Below are 14,590 nucleotides of genomic sequence, written 5' to 3'. Positions count from 1 at the left end.
AATGGAAACGATAGAAGAGATGAAAAAGCCTTATTTGCAACTAGAGGGCATTAACAAGGTCTTTAAATTGCCCAATGGCGGAGAGTATGTTGCACTTAAAGAGATCAATCTTGATATTTACAAAAACGAAGTTGTAGCCATCATTGGGCATTCTGGTTGTGGAAAATCAACGATTTTAAATATTGTTGCGGGGCTACAAGATCAAAGCAGTGGTAATATGATTCTGGATAAAAAAGAGATTACAGGACCTGGGCCTGATCGTGGTGTTGTCTTTCAAAACCATTCGTTATTACCGTGGCTCACAGTGTTTCAAAATGTTGAAATGGCGGTTAAAAAAGTAATGCCTGATTTGACTAAAAAAGAGCGAGAAGAGCGTGTCAATACCTTTTTAGAGTATGTCAATCTGACCCATGCGGCGCAAAAATATCCCGGAGAAATTAGCGGGGGTATGAAACAGCGTGTTGGTATCGCTAGGGCGCTTTCGATTAGACCGAAGGTATTGCTGATGGATGAACCTTTTGGCGCTCTTGATTCACTCACCAGAGCTAATTTACAAGAGCATTTAGGGCGTATTCAGCAAAGTCTTGAAAATACTGTTATTATCATTACTCATGATGTGGATGAAGCTGTTTTGCTCAGTGATCGCATTATTATGATGACCAATGGACCTGCCGCAACGATAGGTGAAATCGTAGAGGTTAATTTACCCAAGCCTCGCAACCGTTTGGCTTTGCAAGATAATCCCGAATACATCCGTTGTAAAGAGGCCGTACTCGCATTCCTTTACCAAAAATATTCAAAAGAAGAAGTTGAATAAATGGGTAAGTTTATAGTCAAGTTTGAATATAATAATTGCCTAAATAATTAGTATAGGGGCTTTCGAGATGAAAACACGCATTTACTATGATGATACCGATGCGGGTGGTGTGGTTTACCATGCAAATTACCTTAAGTTTTGTGAGAGAGCAAGAAGCGATCTTTTTTATGAGCATGGTAGAAGCCCTGCTGTCAATGGTGGTCATTTTGTAGTGTGTCACCTTGAAGCAGACTTTATAAAGTCTGCAAAATTAGGTGATCTTATAGAGGTCAAAAGCGAGATGATAGAACTTAAAAATGCTTCGCTTATTTTAAAACAAGAAGTTTGGAGAGATAAAGAAAAACTCTTTGCGATGACTTCCACTCTTGCGTATGTTAAAGAGGGAAAGCCATGCAAAATAGATGAAGAAACCAAAGCCTTTTTCAGAGGCTTTTTCATTTAAAAAAGCTCTTCTAAGCAAAGCTCAGAAGGCTACGTTAGCCACTTGGGCACTAAAGCTTGCCTCTTATGAGGCAGAATTTAATTTCCGCGAATAAACTCACTGCGACCAGGTTGGTATAACGAAGTGTTATAGATCACTTGGTTGCTAGAGATGTTTTCTTTAAATGTCCGTGCGATCTTTCCATCAAAGAACTGTTGACACAAATAATCCGCTCCAATAGACGTAGAGTAATTCACCCAGTCATAGACAATGTCATGTCCAAACATCGTGTTGATCTCTTCCAGTGCTGGGGGTGCTTTTTGGATGGAGTTTGCGATGTACATATGGTCGCGATCTTCATACTGTGTCAGTGTTAAAAGCAATGGATTGTAGTTGACTTGTGTTGAAAGTAGGGTGTATGGACGAATGTCATTGGCACGAAGTTGCGATGCAATAAGGCTTGATGTTACAAGCTGAGTATTTAGATAAAGAGAAGCGTTATTGAGCGAGCTGTTACCTTTAAACATCTGTTTGAAGTTTGCTTTGGGGCTATCAACGCGTTTTTCATAAAAGACGCGGTTATTGTTTTTCTTAACATAGCCATTGAGTTGATAGCCTAGGCTACTACCGTCTTCAAATGTTCCCACACGTTCATTGGCTTTTGTTGCCAAAAGAGCGATTTGTTGGTCATAGTCGATACCACCAAAGACAATGTTGGAACCTGCATTTCGTACATTAGCGCGATGCAGTGTTGGGATAAAAACAAGAGTGTCTGTGACACGATTTGCAATAATATTGGCACCATCAGCAGTCACTGGTGCTATGATGTAATTATACCCACCCGCTTGAATATCAGCAAGCGCTTTGGCAATCGACTCTTCTCTCTCATCACCTGAGTTAAAGACGTTAAGATCAAAGTAATAGTTTTTATACAAAAGATATGAAATAACGGAGTTAACAGAAGTTATTGCATATTTTTTGATGGTTTTTTGAGGGACTAAGACAGCGATTTTAATCATCGTACTATCATCATTGAGTGGTTTTGGCATCGGTGAGGCAACTTTAGGTTCAAGCGGTAGATCGGCACTTTTTTCAACCGTTGTGCTAGGTGTCGGTGTTGCCATCGTCAGTGTGTTTGAGCTGATGGTATTGTCAATAATCACAGGTGCAGACGATGGAAGCGTCTCTGTTGTTGCTGGAGTACTTGGCGTTGGAACTGATTTTACTTTTTCAGACCCAGGGTACGTCGCAGTACTTTTTTGATTAATGGCAGCGCCTTTTTTAGCGGTAGATGAAATATTGTAGGTACTTGGTTTATAAGGCTCTGGGGTTGGGCTTGTCGTTGTACAGCCCGTAAAAAGAAATAAACTCAGGGCTAGGGGCAACCAAAATTTCATAACATGCTCCTTACTTTTAGCATATCTGCAAAAACCTCTTTTTTCGCACTAGGGTTTCGCAGTAAAAAACTTGGGTGGAACGTTGGGATCAATTTGGCTTCACCAAAGTTGAGAACCGTGCCACGTATTTTATCGATGGGTGTATCATACTCTCCTGTGAGATGATGAAAACTGGTCGATCCAAGTGCAACAATAATTTGCGGTCGAATGGTTTGGATCTGTTGCATCACATACGGTTTACAACACGCGACTTCTTCGGGCGTTGGAACGCGATTGTCCGGTGTTTTACACTTTAAAATCGTGGTAACATAGACCTCTTCTTTAGGGATGAGGAGTACATTTTCGATCATTTTGGCAAGCAATTCGCCGCTTTTACCTGTAAAAAGCATACCTGTTTCATCTTCGCTGACACCGGGATTGTCGCCTATGAACATGACCTTAGCTTTAAGATTACCTGCACCAAAAATGACGTTTTTACGACTCTTTGCTAGTGCGCAGAGATGACATCCCGCAACACTGATTTTAAGCTCTTCTAAATTGTGTGACAGAACAGGCTGTTTGCTCAATGAGAGTGGTCTATACTCTTGAAAGTATTCAAATCCCATGGCTCTGTACTGGTACAAAAGTTTTAAAAGTCGTATTTTTTCAATGTGAGTCATTCTTATATGGTAGCCAAGCGGGAGTTAAAATATCCTTATTCGACGTCGCAGTACTCCAAGGAGGGGAGGAGAGGTTTTTGCAACCCATGGTTATTGGCAATAAAAAGGCTTTTAAGATGTGTTAGGTTTTGAATGGAATTTGGAAGCGTGCTTAAGAGGTTTTCTTCGACATCCAATTCATAGAGATTACTCAAATTTCCGATGCACTCTGGAAGTGTTGTGAGGTGATTGGCACTGAGATCTAAAGAGGTGAGGTTACTAAGCTTGCAAAGTGTGCTTGGAACACTATCTAGTAGATTGTTTTCCAAAGAAAGTATTTGCAAATCTTCGAGCTTTGAGAGATCAAAATCGATGGAAGTGAGATGGTTGGAGGCAAGATTGAGTTTAACGAGCATATCGTGTGCTTCTAAGCTGGGAAGATTTTGAAGAAGATTCCCTTCTAAGATGAGTGTTTCTAGCTCTTTAATTTCACCAAGTGATTTTGGTAGTGTGGTCAACTTGTTAAACGATAAGTCTAAGAAATAGAGCGATTGCATGGAACCAAAGACTTCGGGAAGGCACTCGAAATAGTTGGTATCTAAGCTTACATGTAAAAGTTTTTTGAGGTTTTTAAAAGCGACATCAAGGTGGTTTAGACGGTTCACGGCAAGAGTAAGGCGGGTGAGATTGGTGAGATCATAAAAGCTTTTTGGAAGAGCACTTAGTTGATTGCCATTGAGATTTAAAATCACTAAAGAGCGAAGTGCTCCAAAGTTTTCTGGAAGAGTTTCCAACAGATTGTTCTCACACTGTAAATTGCGAAGATTTTTAAGCGAACAAATGCTTTTTGGAAGCTCACTTAAGCGGTTACCAGAAATTTTTAGTACACTGAGGTTTTGTAACGCTCCGATGCTCTCCGGCAGGCTTTTCAGTTTTTTACGGCTCAGATCAAGTGTGGTCAAGTTTTCCAGTGTGGAGAGTTCACGAGGAAGCGTATGCTCTAAGCCTTGGGACTTAATCCAGTGTGCAAAATCACGTATGTTCTCACTCATCACTCTCTCCTTGCTCAAATCTACTGTTTTTCTGATCGATCAAAAAGGCAATCTCTTCGTAGTCAATTTCTCCAAATTCTACCATATTAAACAGTGCCATCAACGGTCTTCTGCAACAGGTTTGGTTGCATTCGGTTACTAGTTTTTTAGCTTTTTTATAGGGTAGGGTGGTGGATTTAAAAATATCAATAGCATCTTGAATGGTTTTTTGTCCGCATTCACAGATGATTTTAGAGGCGTACTCTTGCATAGGTTTATCCAGCTTTTGAAGCGATATAGAGCGCTTTTAGCTCCTTTTTATTGAGCACTTTTTTACGATTTGTGACCATTTCTCGCACTTGAGGAAGCATTTTATTGATGACTTCATTTTCAGGCTCATACCCCATGGCGCGCAAATGAAAGAGAAGCGTTGAACTCCCTGAATGTTTACCAATAGGATAACTTCGTGTCATTCCTACACTTTGAGGGGTGAATGCTTCGTAGGCTTTATCGTGTTTGATCATACCATTGACGTGAATACCCGATTCGTGAGAGAAGATATTTTTACCCACAATTGGCATGGTAGCGGAGATACTTTGGTTCGAGGCTTTTTCGACCAATTGAACCACATGTTTAAGAGCATCTGGATTGATGATGCGTTCTTCGCCAAAAAGGTGGGCAAGGCTCATCAAAACTTGCTCAAAACTAGCGTTTCCTGCGCGTTCTCCAAGCCCTATGACGGTGGTATTGACACTCGTTGCTCCCGCTTCGAGTCCACTGATGGCATTCGCGGTTGCCATACCAAAGTCATTATGCGTGTGCATTTCGATCTCTAAAAGATTGAGGCTTGAAAGGTAGGAGATATGCTCATAAATTTGATGCGGGCGCATGATACCTACTGTGTCGCAGTAGCGAAAGCGATTGGCTCCCACACTGGCACCTAGTTCCATCACTTCTTTCAAAAATCCAAGGTCGGCGCGTGAACTATCTTCACCACCGATGCAGGCAAAAAGACCCTCGGATTTGCTTACATGTAAAACTTCTTCAAGGTTTTTTAAAAGACGTGCTTTATTGCCTCCAAATTTGGCTTCAATGAGAATGTCAGAAACGGGGATGGAGAGATCAACAGCTTTTAGACCACACGCGAGCGATGCTTCAAGGTCACGCATTGTGGCACGATTCCAGCTCATAATGCGAAGAGGCAGATCAAGAGCCAATATCTCTTTGATATCGGCTTGCTCTTTCGCCCCCATCGCAGGAATACCCACTTCAAGCTCATCCGCACCTGCAAGGTAAAGTGCAGAAGCAATGGCAATCTTCTCTTCGGTATTAAACGCGACATACGGCGCTTGTTCACCATCTCTGAGTGTGGTATCGTTGATAATCATCGTCTGTTCCTTTGCTTCTTATGAAGCGGCAAAAAAGTGTTTGCGCACTCCCTTTAAGACAGAAAGCTCAATAGGCTCATCCGCAAAACTCTCATCACAGGTAAGGTGAATGCTCTCTAACTCTTTTTGTGGGCATTCGCCAATTTTTTGGGTCAAGAGAAGATGACAATCGGAGAGGGCATTTTTTATCTCATCAATCGGATAACTTCCATCACATCCCTCTTTACCCATGCAGTAAGACTTTTCGACTTTACGGTGCATAATAAATTTGATCGCCTTATCGCCTGCTTCGTAGATGAGAAACTCTTTTGCGCTGCCAAAATGGTCGTTAATCAGTCCATTTCCACGTGTTGTGACGGCTACAAGCATTGTATTGCCATTGGAGCTGAGTTCGTCTTTGTTCGCTTCTTCTTGGCTGATCTTGCCATTGGCCGCACGAAGTGCTCTTCTCCATGTCTCGATGTTTTCGTGCGTTTTCATACGTTGATTGAGGTCGTAGTGATGTGCGAGTTCTTCAAAGCTTTTGTCTGCAAAGCTCTCTTTGAAAAATTCATCACTGCGATCTTCGCCTAAAAGTCCAACCGCGTCAGCCCTGCATTGGCGACAGTGACGCATCAATTTGACATTAACATCGCACGCTTCTTGTGCCTTCATCAACTGTTTATGTGTGGCGCTTGGAACACCATCTAAGCCAAATTTAGTACCGTATTCGGGTTTAGAGATGATAGGCATAACATTTTGAATGAAAACACCAAGCTCTTTGACTTTTCGTGCCACAAAAGGAAGATGTTCGTCATTGATTCCTGGGATTAAGACTGAGTTGACTTTGACAAGGATGCCCCTTTCAACCAGCATCTGAATGCCAAGAAGTTGCTTTTCGAGCAACAATTTCGCACCTTCAACGCCTCGATGTTTTTTGTGTTCATAAAATACCCATGGGTAGATTTTTGAACCGATTTCACCGCTCTCATCGACCGAGTTCAGCGTCACTGTAACATGCTCAATGTTGTACTTTGCAATCTCATCAATATGTTTATGAATCATCAAACCGTTCGTTGAAAGACAGAGCTTGATGTCAGGAGCATATTTTTTAAGAAGCGAGAAGGTCTCAAAGGTTTGCTTAGGGTTGGCGAGTCCATCGCCTGGTCCCGCGATGCCTACGACGCTGAGTTGTTGGATGAGTCCGCCTACATGTAAAACCTTTTTAACGGCTTCTTCGGGGCTTAATTTATAGCTCGTAACGCCTGGACGACTCTCGTTGGAGCAGTCGTACTTGCGGTTACAGTAGTTGCATTGGATGTTACAAGCAGGGGCAACCGCTACGTGGATACGCGCATAATGTTGGTGGGCATCCTGAGAGTAACACGGGTGGTTGTTAATCTTTTGCAAGATGCTGGCATGAAGTTCATTTTGGGTGTTGGTGGATGATGTACAAGAACAACTCATGTGCGATCCTTTAGAATTTCTTTACTCTAAAGTTTGCACAAAGTGTTCCTTGGAAACTAAGTAGGGATTCTACATTCTCAGTCTTTAAGCTCCTGATAAATAGCGTGAATTTTTTCAATATTTTCGTTAAAAAGATTGATTAATGCAGGGTCAAAGTGTGTTCCACTACTCTTTTGCAAGTGCGCATGTGCTTTTTTAAAACTCCATGCGGCTTTGTACGGGCGTATGGAAATCAGAGCGTCAAAAACATCAGCGATGGCAACGATTCTTCCATAGATTGAGATCTCTTCGCCGCTTTTGCCATGAGGATAGCCACTACCATCCCATTTTTCATGGTGTTCGAGTGCAATGAGAGCGGCAGTTTTAAGGTATTCATTCTCTTCATCAAACAACAGATCATGACCTAACTTGGCGTGTGTTTTCATCACATCAAATTCTTCATCGCTCAATTTATTGGGCTTGAGAAGGAGTTTATCGGCGATACCAATTTTCCCAGCATCATGCATAGGAGCGGCGAGTTCAATTTTCGTGATGTCATCTCTGCTTAAACCATATTTTTCAGCCAAAAGAGCGCTGTAAAGTCCTACACGTTTGGTGTGTTTAGATGTTTCTTGATCTTTAAATTCCGCAGCGGAAGCAAGTTTGTTGATAATCTTGGTTTGAGTGTCACGAAGTTTGTCGTATAAAATAGCATTTTCAATCGCTGACGCTGCATAATTAGATATGAGCAGTAAAAGTTCGGCATCAACATTGGTAAAAATACTCTTTTTTTTATTGAGTGCTTGAAAAACGCCTATAGTATTTTCTTGATTGTCGAGTAAGGGAACAGAAAGGATTGTTTGCGTCAGATAACCTGTGGCTTTATCGACTTCACGGTTAAAGCGGTAGTCATTGTATGCATCGACAACAATTTGAGTCTCTTGCGAAAGTGCGGCATAGCCAGCAAGCCCTTTTTTTGCGCTAATGCGGATAGGATGTACTTCATGAGCGACTTTTGACCAAAGTTCATCCTTATGTTTATCGTAAATAAAAATAGAACAACGATCAGCTTGTAAGATATCTCGTGCAAAATTTGCCATAGACTCTAATACACCGTCTAAGCTTTTTGTCTTGTTGATGACTTTACCAAACTCTAATAAAATAGCGAGTTGTTTTTCCGCTGTGTTCATGGTTGTCTCTTAGTATAGAAGATGTACTAGAATTATAACAAAGTTTTAAATTGTTATAGGCAAAATGATGTCCTTTATGTATAATACAAAATAATAAAAGTTTGGAGTGGTTATCAAAATGCAAAAGAAAATTAAAGTCCTCTTAATAGAAGATGACTACGATGCGGCAGGTCAAGTCGCTCAGTATTTAGAGAATGTAGGGTTTGAACTGGATATTTCAGAAACAGCAGTTGATGGTCTTTTAAAACTTTCTGCTCAACATTACGATATTTTATTATTAGATCTTAGCCTTCCTGATTTCAATGGGTTTGAAGTGATTAAACAGATCAATAATCAAAGCATTATTCCTATTGTTGTCCTAAGTGCACACGCTAATTTAGAAGCCAAAGTTCAAGCCTTTCGCTTTGGGGTAGATGACTATTTATGTAAGCCTTTTATGCTTGAAGAATTGGAAGTTCGTATGTGGGCAATTTTGAAGCGTTGTTCTACGATTAAACTTGAATTTAAGAAAAACAATCTGGCAATTGATTATAACAACCAAACCATTTTATTGAACCAAAAACCACTCTCTCTCACTGCAATTGAATACAAAATCCTTTCTTTCCTCATAGAGAACAAAAATAGGGTCGTTTATCGCAATGTTTTAGCGATTCATCTCTCTTCTTTAAGCTCTCCTCAGTCTTTAAACTATCATATTCAAAATATTCGTAAAAAGCTCGGGGATGACCAAAAGAAGCCACGTTATATCATGACAGAATATGGAACAGGTTACCGATTAGTGTTATAAAAGTGTTACATTTCTTATAATCCTCATAAAAAACTGATAATACAACATATTTTTGGAGTATAATCTACATATAGATCCAAAAATATGGGGAAATGATGGATGCATCAGCAATGGAGAGACTCAAATCTCAATGTAAAAATGTACGTGTTTTATACGTTGAAGATGATGAGGTTACACGAAAATATACACACTCAATTTTAAGTGAATTCTTTGATTGTGTTGATGTTGCGAGTGACGGGCAGAGTGCTTACGATATGTTTTTTGACGCTGAAATTGCTATTCCCCATTTAGGACTTCCTCAGGAAACAAATACTCAACGCTATAATCTTGTGATTACTGACATTAAAATGCCAAAAATGGATGGCATCGCCTTAATCTCAAAAATTCGTAAAATCTGCAAAGAGACAGCGATTATCGTCACATCAGCACACAACGATGCAGAGTATTTGATTGAGACGATTCGTTTGGGTGTGGACGGGTATATTTTAAAACCCATTGAGCTCGACCAACTGTTAGATTCTCTTGCTTCCACGGTTGAAACGATTTTACTCAAAGAAGAACATCGTGCTTATACTAGCTCCCTAAAACAAACCATAGAGTTGCAACAATCCGCCTTGGACGAACAACTTCACACGGATGCATTGACCAAACTTTCCAATAAAAACACATTAGATAATATTCTATCGCAAATCCAACCTATAGAAGTGCCATCGTTGTTTCTCATCAATATTGATAATTTTAAAAATTACAACAAGCTCTATGGTATTGAAGTTGGCAATCAGATCTTAAAAGAGTTTGCACACCATCTCAAAGATGTGGCAAGCTCTTTGTGTTACGATGTTTTTCGCATCTCTTCCAATGAATTTGTAATGCTACGACTTGATAATCAACTTGATCCTGAGCATATTTATGAAGACATTACCCAAACGCTTGAAGTGCTTAATGGGATTGAGCTTAAAATTCCAGACCTGAATGAAAAAATCCTCGTTAACATCTCTATGGGCGTTACATTTGATCAAGAAAATCTCTTCAATAAAGCGTTTACAGCTCTTGATTTTGCGAAACAGATGGGTAAGTCTTTTGTGGTTTATACGAGTAATCTGGATGAAACGGAATCTTTAGCCAATGATTTTTATTGGCAAGATGTCATCGCGGATACGCTTGATAAAGACAATGTTGTGCCTTTCTTTCAGCCTATTTGTAACAAAGATGGTCATATTGATAAGTATGAAGCCCTTATTCGCATTAAGACCAAGGACAAGTTAGAGCAAGAGCAGTATGTTTCTCCTTACTATTTTTTAGACATTGCTCGGCGCACGAGACAATACGATAGCCTAAGTCACAAAATGATCGAAAAAGTTTTAGAGATGGCAGTAACGCACCCAACCATAACGTTTTCCATCAATTTTAGTTTTAGAGATATGCTCAACAAAGAGATCCGAGATATGATTCGTGCTAGCATGGTTACTATGCAAGAAGAAAAAAGAGCCATAAACCTTGTCTTTGAAGTCGTTGAAAGCGAAAAGGTGACCGATTACAATACCATTAAAAATTTCCTAAAGTATATTAAGTATGAAGACGGACCTATTGCGATTGATGATTTTGGCACAGGTTATTCTAATTTTTCGCACATTATGGAGATGAACCCTGCCTATCTTAAAATTGATGGCAGTTTGATTAAGTGTATTGATACCGATAAAAAAACACTGAAGCTTGTGAAAGGTATTGTCTCCTTTGCAAAAGCTTTACATGTAAAGACGATTGCTGAGTACGTGCATAATAAAGCGATTTTTGATCTTCTGGTTGACATTGGTGTGGATGAGTTTCAAGGCTATTATATTGGGGAGCCGTGTTTGGAGCTACAATGTCAGTTATAACGTTAGATACTATATTCATTTTCCTTGGCGCACTTTTGCTCTTGGGCATGATGTGGATTTATCTGCTTTTAAAACAACGTCAAAAGTTTAAACAGCTGATTGATTTTGCGATTGAAGGGTTGGTCATTTCGCACAAAGGGCTTGTTATTGAGATCAATGAACAAGCGCTGGAAATCTTTGGAGGAACGGATAAGCAAGAGATTTTAAAGAAGTCTATGTTTGATTTTATTGCTCCAGAATCAAAAGAATTGGTTTATAAGCAAGCAAACAAGAGCCATACTGAAATGTACGAGTGTATGCTTTTACGAAAAAATGGAACAACTTTTACAGCGCTCGTACGGGGTTCTGATATGAAAAGCTTTGGGAAAAAGATGCGCGTTTCTGCGATTATTGATCTCAGCGAACTCAAAGAAGCCCAATACGCACTTCAAGCACTCAATGGCAACTTAGAGATGCAAGTGCAAGCCCAAATTGAGAAAAATCGTCAGCAAGAGATGATGCTTTTCCAACAATCTCGCCATGCGCAAATGGGTGAGATGATAAGTATGATCGCTCATCAATGGCGTCAACCCCTCAATGTACTCTCTTTGTTAGCGCAAAATATTGTCTTTAAATATAAGCTCCAAAAACTAGACGATCGTGTTATGGATGACTTTAAAGAAGACTCCATGCGTCAGATATTGCAGATGTCTAAGACGATTGATGATTTTAGGGACTTTTTTAAACCCGATAAATCGGTCAAAGTTTTTGACATTAAGCAGCAGCTTACACACGCTGTGGAAATGGTTAAGCCTATTGTTGCGGCTCATGGCATTGAGCTTAGTTTTCAAAGCGAAGATGATCTTAAAGTCGAGAGTTTCCCAAATGAATTTGGTCAGTGTGTCATCAACATCCTCAACAACGCCAAAGATGTGCTTTTAGAGAGTTGTGGAGACTACACAAAACAGATCGCTGTTGTTGCGAAGCGAGGGGAAAATAATACGGTGATTGTCACCATTGAAGATAATGGTGGCGGCATTGATGCCATTGTTATGCCGTATATTTTTGAGCCTTATTTCTCAACAAAAGGTGCGAAACACGGAACGGGGCTAGGGCTTTATATGAGTAAAATTATTGTCGAAGAACATATGCACGGTCGTATCAATGTTGTCAATAGCGATGAAGGTGCAAGATTTGAGATTGTATTGCAAGGATTAGTTTAATGGATTTTAGTCTGCTCAAAGGGATCCGTCCTTTGGTGATTGAAGATGAAAAAGATGTTTTGGAGTCGCTTTTTTCGATTTTTGATACCGTTTTTGATGAGTTTTATACCGCACGAAATGGCGAAGAGGGTTTGTATCGGTTTTATAAAGATGCCCCTGATATTATTATTACAGACCTGCAAATGCCTTTTATGAGTGGCTTTCGTATGATAGAACGTATTCGCATTGAAAACGGAAATGTTCCTATCATTATCATGTCTGCACACAGTCAAACGAGTCACATTGATCAAGCCAAAGAACTTCATGTGCATGAATATTTTATCAAGCCTTATGACATGGATGAGTTATTTAAAAAGATTTACCACTATTGCATTCCTGATAGATCAGGCAAGATCGATCTCGACCAATTTACCGTTTAAAATCTCAGCAAATTCTACCCCAAATTCATAGCAAGTTTGAAGCTCTGCCACACTGGGAATCAGTTTGATTTTAAGAGGCGTGAGCGGAGGAACGCGAAGTTTTAGCGATTTGAGGCGCGCTAGTATATGATCGACCGCTTCACCACTCCATCCGTACGAGCCAAACGCCCCTGCACACTTTCCCTGTTTGTCTAAAAACATAAGGCATGAAAGCAAGTCCCACACAGGCTTTGGTGCATCGGCATTGATCGTGGGCGTACCGATTAAGAAGCCATCACTCTCTTCTAAAATTGCCATCATATTTTGCTCTTCAATGGAAGCAAGATCGTAGATATTGGCGACCACTCCTTCGACACTTTCGCATCCCTCAAAGATCGCTTGTGCCATCTCTTGCGTATTTTTATAGCTGGTGAGGTAAAAGATAGAGAGAATTTTTTTACCCGCTTTGTACTTTTCGACCTTATGACTCCACTTTCGATAAGACTCAATGTACTGCTGTGGATTTTCACGCAAAATAGGACCATGGAGTGGTGCAATCAGCGCTATGTCAAAACGCTCATACAGTTTCAGCGCACTTTTGACATAGCTTTGAAATGGACGCATGATGTGGTCGTAGTAATACTGAAACGCGTACGAGAAGTCGCCCACTTTATCGTTAAAGAGCCGTTTATCGTAGTAATGGGCGCCAAAAACATCGCCGCTAAACAGAAGCTTGTCTTCATGCACATAACTACTCATCGTCTCTGGCCAGTGAAGATACGGTGTGGTCAAAAACGTGATGGTTTTGCCACCAAGAGAGAGCTGTTTGTTTGTCCATATAGTCTCAAAAGTGATCTCAACACTTCCTGCAAGCGCTTTGAGCATCGTCGTAGCTTGAGGTGAGATAAGCACTTTTGCCTGTGGCGCTCTGGTAATGAGTTCTGGGAGTGCTCCTGAATGGTCAGGCTCAATGTGATGGATAATGACGTATTTGATCTCATCGTACGAACAGAGTGCCTCTACATGGTGAAAGAAATCGTCTTGAAACTCTTTTTTAACCGTATCAACGATAATGACACCATCATCAGTTTTGATGAGATAGGCGTTATAACTCGAACCGTTGGCGGTTCGCATGACGATGTCAAAGGTTCGAATATCGGGGTCAAATACACCTATAAAATAGATGTCCTTAGCTATGGTTATGGGGTGATGCGGCATGGAGAAACCTTTGCATCCAAAGAGGCGGATTGCTGTTTTTTAACGTGAGTAGGGTGTTTAAAAGGGTGTCGATACGCTCGTTTTCTTTCTCTGACTTCAGCACAAAAATACCTGATCCCTTGACCATGAGCGATGCACGAGGTCCGATGTGTGAAGCACACAAGATGTTGGCATCTTCTAGGCATTCGATTTTATAGGCAAGTTTATCGCCTTCTTCGGCGATTTCATTGGGGGATTCGAGTGCTTTGAGGAACACAAAAGAGTCCTCTTGAAGCTCATAGAGGTAAAAGCATTTACACCAACCAAAATGGTCATTGACATGAATGTTGTCGGTCGATGCAAATGCTATTTTCATACTGTTATCCTGCTACAGCTACGTGTGCTTGGCGGTCGCTAATAGAGATAGCTTCACGGTAAGGCTTAGGCGAGACCTCAGGAAACATAATGCCGTTTTTCTTATGCTCACGAATATTGTAAAGACCACTTTCGTGACCTGCAACATAGTACGCATTGTACTCAGCAGTGTAGGGTAAATCCCAAACGATAGCGCCCTCGGTAGGACAGGCGTCTGCGCATTTTGGTGTCGTACCATCCGAACACTCGATACATTTTTCAGGTTTAACATACGTGGTGTCACCATTGATCGGTGAATCACTCGCACTTACGATTGCGGTTGCGGGACACTCGTCGATACAACTGTCACAATTGATACAAACGTCTGTAATTCTTACTGCCATGATAGATCCTTTTGATGGGAATGGATTAGTAGCTCTAAAAAGCCTTGCTAAAAAGAGCCCACGA

16 protein-coding genes are annotated in these 14,590 nt (G+C 40.6%); 6 read left to right on the top strand and 10 right to left on the bottom strand.

What is annotated here, in order from left to right; all coding sequences use genetic code 11:
- Window position 1 precedes the first annotated feature (1 nt).
- Window positions 2-817 (top strand): ABC transporter ATP-binding protein, encoded by an 816-nt coding sequence (locus SAR02S_RS10920; protein ID WP_232294045.1) that lies wholly within the window; start codon window positions 2-4, stop codon window positions 815-817.
- 67 nt (window positions 818-884) lie between these two features.
- Window positions 885-1,259 (top strand): YbgC/FadM family acyl-CoA thioesterase, encoded by a 375-nt coding sequence (locus tag SAR02S_RS10915; protein ID WP_041959689.1) that lies wholly within the window; start codon window positions 885-887, stop codon window positions 1,257-1,259.
- 77 nt (window positions 1,260-1,336) lie between these two features.
- On the opposite strand, the gene SAR02S_RS10910 is transcribed toward SAR02S_RS10915, so the two are convergent.
- The 7 genes from SAR02S_RS10910 to SAR02S_RS10880 form a co-directional block, all read right to left on the bottom strand.
- A complete protein-coding gene (locus SAR02S_RS10910; RefSeq protein WP_041959686.1) occupies window positions 1,337-2,635 on the bottom strand; it encodes a hypothetical protein in 1,299 nt (432 codons plus the stop codon).
- Window positions 2,632-3,294 carry a uracil-DNA glycosylase gene (locus SAR02S_RS10905; protein ID WP_041959684.1) on the bottom strand — a complete coding sequence of 221 codons (663 nt, stop codon included), beginning with the start codon at window positions 3,292-3,294 and terminating at the stop codon, window positions 2,632-2,634. Before SAR02S_RS10905 ends, SAR02S_RS10910 begins: the two co-directional genes overlap by 4 nt.
- Window positions 3,295-3,329: 35 nt before the next feature.
- On the bottom strand, window positions 3,330-4,325 hold the full coding sequence (locus tag SAR02S_RS10900) for a leucine-rich repeat domain-containing protein (protein ID WP_041959682.1): 996 nt from the start codon (window positions 4,323-4,325) through the stop codon (window positions 3,330-3,332).
- Window positions 4,318-4,575, bottom strand: a complete 258-nt coding sequence (locus SAR02S_RS10895; protein ID WP_025344355.1) for a hypothetical protein — start codon at window positions 4,573-4,575, stop codon at window positions 4,318-4,320. The genes SAR02S_RS10900 and SAR02S_RS10895 overlap by 8 nt, the downstream gene beginning before the upstream one ends.
- Window positions 4,576-4,579: 4 nt before the next feature.
- A complete protein-coding gene (nifV, locus tag SAR02S_RS10890) occupies window positions 4,580-5,692 on the bottom strand; it encodes a homocitrate synthase (protein ID WP_041959678.1) in 1,113 nt (370 codons plus the stop codon).
- Between the two features lie 18 nt (window positions 5,693-5,710).
- Window positions 5,711-7,138, bottom strand: coding sequence for a nitrogenase cofactor biosynthesis protein NifB (gene nifB / locus SAR02S_RS10885; RefSeq protein WP_041959676.1), 1,428 nt, complete (start codon window positions 7,136-7,138; stop codon window positions 5,711-5,713).
- 77 nt (window positions 7,139-7,215) lie between these two features.
- The gene (locus SAR02S_RS10880) at window positions 7,216-8,307 is read right to left on the bottom strand and encodes an HD domain-containing phosphohydrolase (protein ID WP_041959675.1); all 1,092 of its coding nucleotides are present in this window, start codon (window positions 8,305-8,307) and stop codon (window positions 7,216-7,218) included.
- 118 nt (window positions 8,308-8,425) lie between these two features.
- On the opposite strand from SAR02S_RS10880, the gene SAR02S_RS10875 reads away from it, so the two are divergent.
- The 4 genes from SAR02S_RS10875 to SAR02S_RS10860 all read left to right on the top strand — a co-directional run bounded on the left by SAR02S_RS10875 (window position 8,426) and on the right by SAR02S_RS10860 (window position 12,592).
- Entirely contained in the window at window positions 8,426-9,094 is a 669-nt protein-coding gene (locus SAR02S_RS10875) for a response regulator transcription factor (RefSeq protein WP_041959972.1), read from the top strand.
- 95 nt (window positions 9,095-9,189) lie between these two features.
- A complete protein-coding gene (locus SAR02S_RS10870; protein ID WP_041959672.1) occupies window positions 9,190-10,971 on the top strand; it encodes an EAL domain-containing response regulator in 1,782 nt (593 codons plus the stop codon).
- Window positions 10,959-12,173 (top strand): PAS domain-containing sensor histidine kinase, encoded by a 1,215-nt coding sequence (locus SAR02S_RS10865; protein ID WP_041959669.1) that lies wholly within the window; start codon window positions 10,959-10,961, stop codon window positions 12,171-12,173. The genes SAR02S_RS10870 and SAR02S_RS10865 overlap by 13 nt, the downstream gene beginning before the upstream one ends.
- Complete coding sequence (locus SAR02S_RS10860; RefSeq protein WP_052433615.1) at window positions 12,173-12,592, top strand: response regulator; 420 nt, start codon at window positions 12,173-12,175, stop codon at window positions 12,590-12,592. Before SAR02S_RS10865 ends, SAR02S_RS10860 begins: the two co-directional genes overlap by 1 nt.
- On the opposite strand, the gene SAR02S_RS10855 is transcribed toward SAR02S_RS10860, so the two are convergent.
- The 3 genes from SAR02S_RS10855 to SAR02S_RS10845 are packed head-to-tail and all read right to left on the bottom strand — an operon-like array spanning window position 12,557 to window position 14,526.
- A complete protein-coding gene (locus SAR02S_RS10855) occupies window positions 12,557-13,789 on the bottom strand; it encodes an FprA family A-type flavoprotein (RefSeq protein ID WP_041959667.1) in 1,233 nt (410 codons plus the stop codon). The two genes, SAR02S_RS10860 and SAR02S_RS10855, sit on opposite strands and share 36 nt — an antisense overlap.
- Window positions 13,761-14,144 (bottom strand): NifB/NifX family molybdenum-iron cluster-binding protein, encoded by a 384-nt coding sequence (locus tag SAR02S_RS10850; protein WP_041959970.1) that lies wholly within the window; start codon window positions 14,142-14,144, stop codon window positions 13,761-13,763. Before SAR02S_RS10850 ends, SAR02S_RS10855 begins: the two co-directional genes overlap by 29 nt.
- A 4-nt stretch (window positions 14,145-14,148) precedes the next feature.
- Window positions 14,149-14,526, bottom strand: a complete 378-nt coding sequence (locus SAR02S_RS10845) for a 4Fe-4S dicluster domain-containing protein (RefSeq protein ID WP_041959665.1) — start codon at window positions 14,524-14,526, stop codon at window positions 14,149-14,151.
- Window positions 14,527-14,590 lie beyond the last annotated feature (64 nt).

The sequence above is a fragment of the Sulfurospirillum arsenophilum NBRC 109478 genome (genome assembly GCF_000813345.1).
Classification (GTDB): domain Bacteria; phylum Campylobacterota; class Campylobacteria; order Campylobacterales; family Sulfurospirillaceae; genus Sulfurospirillum; species Sulfurospirillum arsenophilum.
This window is presented reverse-complemented; position numbering and strand designations above follow the sequence as displayed.

Bases quoted from the DNA above. Each gene is read 5' to 3' on its own strand.
- SAR02S_RS10880 (WP_041959675.1), bottom strand. From the start codon at position 8,307: ATGAACACAGCGGAAAAACAACTCGCTATTTTATTAGAGTTTGGTAAA.
- SAR02S_RS10900 (WP_041959682.1), bottom strand. From the start codon at position 4,325: ATGAGTGAGAACATACGTGATTTTGCACACTGGATTAAGTCCCAAGGC.
- SAR02S_RS10895 (WP_025344355.1), bottom strand. From the start codon at position 4,575: ATGCAAGAGTACGCCTCTAAAATCATCTGTGAATGCGGACAAAAAACC.
- SAR02S_RS10855 (WP_041959667.1), bottom strand. From the start codon at position 13,789: ATGCCGCATCACCCCATAACCATAGCTAAGGACATCTATTTTATAGGT.
- SAR02S_RS10910 (WP_041959686.1), bottom strand. From the start codon at position 2,635: ATGAAATTTTGGTTGCCCCTAGCCCTGAGTTTATTTCTTTTTACGGGC.
- SAR02S_RS10860 (WP_052433615.1), top strand. From the start codon at position 12,173: ATGGATTTTAGTCTGCTCAAAGGGATCCGTCCTTTGGTGATTGAAGAT.
- SAR02S_RS10915 (WP_041959689.1), top strand. From the start codon at position 885: ATGAAAACACGCATTTACTATGATGATACCGATGCGGGTGGTGTGGTT.
- SAR02S_RS10870 (WP_041959672.1), top strand. From the start codon at position 9,190: ATGGATGCATCAGCAATGGAGAGACTCAAATCTCAATGTAAAAATGTA.
- SAR02S_RS10850 (WP_041959970.1), bottom strand. From the start codon at position 14,144: ATGAAAATAGCATTTGCATCGACCGACAACATTCATGTCAATGACCAT.
- SAR02S_RS10875 (WP_041959972.1), top strand. From the start codon at position 8,426: ATGCAAAAGAAAATTAAAGTCCTCTTAATAGAAGATGACTACGATGCG.
- SAR02S_RS10845 (WP_041959665.1), bottom strand. From the start codon at position 14,526: ATGGCAGTAAGAATTACAGACGTTTGTATCAATTGTGACAGTTGTATC.
- nifV (WP_041959678.1), bottom strand. From the start codon at position 5,692: ATGATTATCAACGATACCACACTCAGAGATGGTGAACAAGCGCCGTAT.
- nifB (WP_041959676.1), bottom strand. From the start codon at position 7,138: ATGAGTTGTTCTTGTACATCATCCACCAACACCCAAAATGAACTTCAT.
- SAR02S_RS10920 (WP_232294045.1), top strand. From the start codon at position 2: ATGGAAACGATAGAAGAGATGAAAAAGCCTTATTTGCAACTAGAGGGC.
- SAR02S_RS10865 (WP_041959669.1), top strand. From the start codon at position 10,959: ATGTCAGTTATAACGTTAGATACTATATTCATTTTCCTTGGCGCACTT.
- SAR02S_RS10905 (WP_041959684.1), bottom strand. From the start codon at position 3,294: ATGACTCACATTGAAAAAATACGACTTTTAAAACTTTTGTACCAGTAC.